Source organism: Shinella sp. 838 (assembly GCF_029623935.1).
Classification (GTDB): Bacteria; Pseudomonadota; Alphaproteobacteria; order Rhizobiales; family Rhizobiaceae; genus Shinella.
In genome coordinates this window covers 1-1,619 of record NZ_JARSBQ010000057.1, presented here as the reverse complement: position 1 = coordinate 1,619, position 1,619 = coordinate 1, and the positions used below count along the sequence as shown (strand labels likewise).

The window sequence follows — 1,619 nt, the reverse complement described above, 5'->3', positions numbered from 1 at the left end:
CCGCCTTAATGCATAGCACCGGACGTTTTGGCGACGAGAGGCAGGCTTTTGCTGGCTGCGCGACACCGCAGGCAAGTTTTGCCAGTCGCCGGAGTTAATCCATCGTGATGGAAGGCGGGGTTTGCAGGTTGAGGTCGAGGGGTTCGCTTTTGGGGCGTCAGCGCCCCGTCGGCTATGTTGCGAGCCGCGGGATGCGATCGAGAACGATGCGCAGGATGCGCTGATCCGGGCAGGATGTTGGCAGGTGCAGGCGGATTTGCGTTTTCATCTCGACCACCCGCGCTGCAATCTTGATGAGGCGCAGTCGCAGGGTGTCGAATTGCGCGACGGCAAAGCGCGAGCGCTTCGGCATCGCGGCCCGCAGCCCCCACATCAGCCAATAGGCACCCGCATGCAGGAACAGCCGGAACTGGTTGGCCGTCGCTCTCGTACAGGAGGTCCGGTCGGCGGCGAGATGCGTCTTCCATGACTTGATGTGGTTCTCGGCCGCTCCACGCCGGCAGTAGACGTCCTCGTAGAGCACCTTGGCCTTGCCACCTGCAAGGTTGGTGACGATGAAGCGGGTGTCGGTGCCTTGGGCGCCAACCTCGACGCGGGCGATGATGCGCTCGACGCGGCTCCAGCTAGCGGCGCCGTCAAAGAATTCCTTGAACCTGCGGACCTTGCCCGTCTTCGCCGACGCGTCGAACCGCGCCATCGTGCTGGTTTCCAGGTCCGCGACATGCTTGCGCAAGGTGGTGGTGGGTGCCAAGCCAAAGATGAAGTCGACATCGTTGGCGCGGCACCAGTCGATGACCGCCGGACTACAATAGTGGCTGTCGGCCCGGATCAGGATCCGAGTGTTCGGCCAATTGCTCCGGATCGCCTGCACCAGGCGTCGCAGGTGGGGGCGGATTTCTGCCCCACTCGGCCGCTTTGCCGGTCGCAGGACCGCGCCGACGAACCGTCCCGCCCCATCGAACACAACGATCGGCTGGAAGCCATATTCATCGTAATGGGCATTGAACAGCCGCAATTGCTGGCCGCCATGCACGGCGTCAAAGGTGTCGTCGATGTCGAGCACGATCCGCTTGGGAACTTGCCGGAAAGAGGCGCAGTAAAGGTCGACCATCGCCCGGCCCATCGCCACCAGTTCCCTCACGCCAGGCAGGTTCTCCAGCCGGCACATCGTCGACTGGGAGGCCAGATCGCGACCCGACGGCAGCGCGTCCTGGGCCATCTTGAAGACCGGATCGGAACGCAGCCGGTTGGCATCGTTGCCATCCTCGTAGCCGGCGGCGATCATCTTCATGCGAAAGCCGATCATGTCGGCCAGGCTATGGACGGTCTGGTCCGGGCAACGCGGATCGTCGATGCAGCGCGCCAGACGGTCGGCCACATGTAGCCGCTTGTCCACCGCAGCCAGGGCCAGAACACCGCTGTCGGACGATAGCATGCCGCCATCAAAACGGGCGACGACGGGCTTGCCGCCGACTGATGACAAACCGGGCAGCGCTAGCGTAGGATCATTCATGGCGGGTGTGGTCTCCGGAAACGGCACGGATCGGCGTAAGCAACCAAATCCTACGTCATTTCAACGGTTTGAACCATATCCGCCAACCCCTCGTGAATTATTCGGG

1 protein-coding gene is annotated in these 1,619 nt (G+C 62.9%); it reads right to left on the bottom strand.

The window, feature by feature from the left end:
* Positions 1 to 172 precede the first annotated feature (172 nt).
* Positions 173 to 1,513 (bottom strand): IS1380 family transposase, encoded by a 1,341-nt coding sequence (locus P9A16_RS35520; RefSeq protein WP_050747148.1) that lies wholly within the window; start codon positions 1,511 to 1,513, stop codon positions 173 to 175.
* Between the last annotated feature and the right edge of the window lie 106 nt (positions 1,514 to 1,619).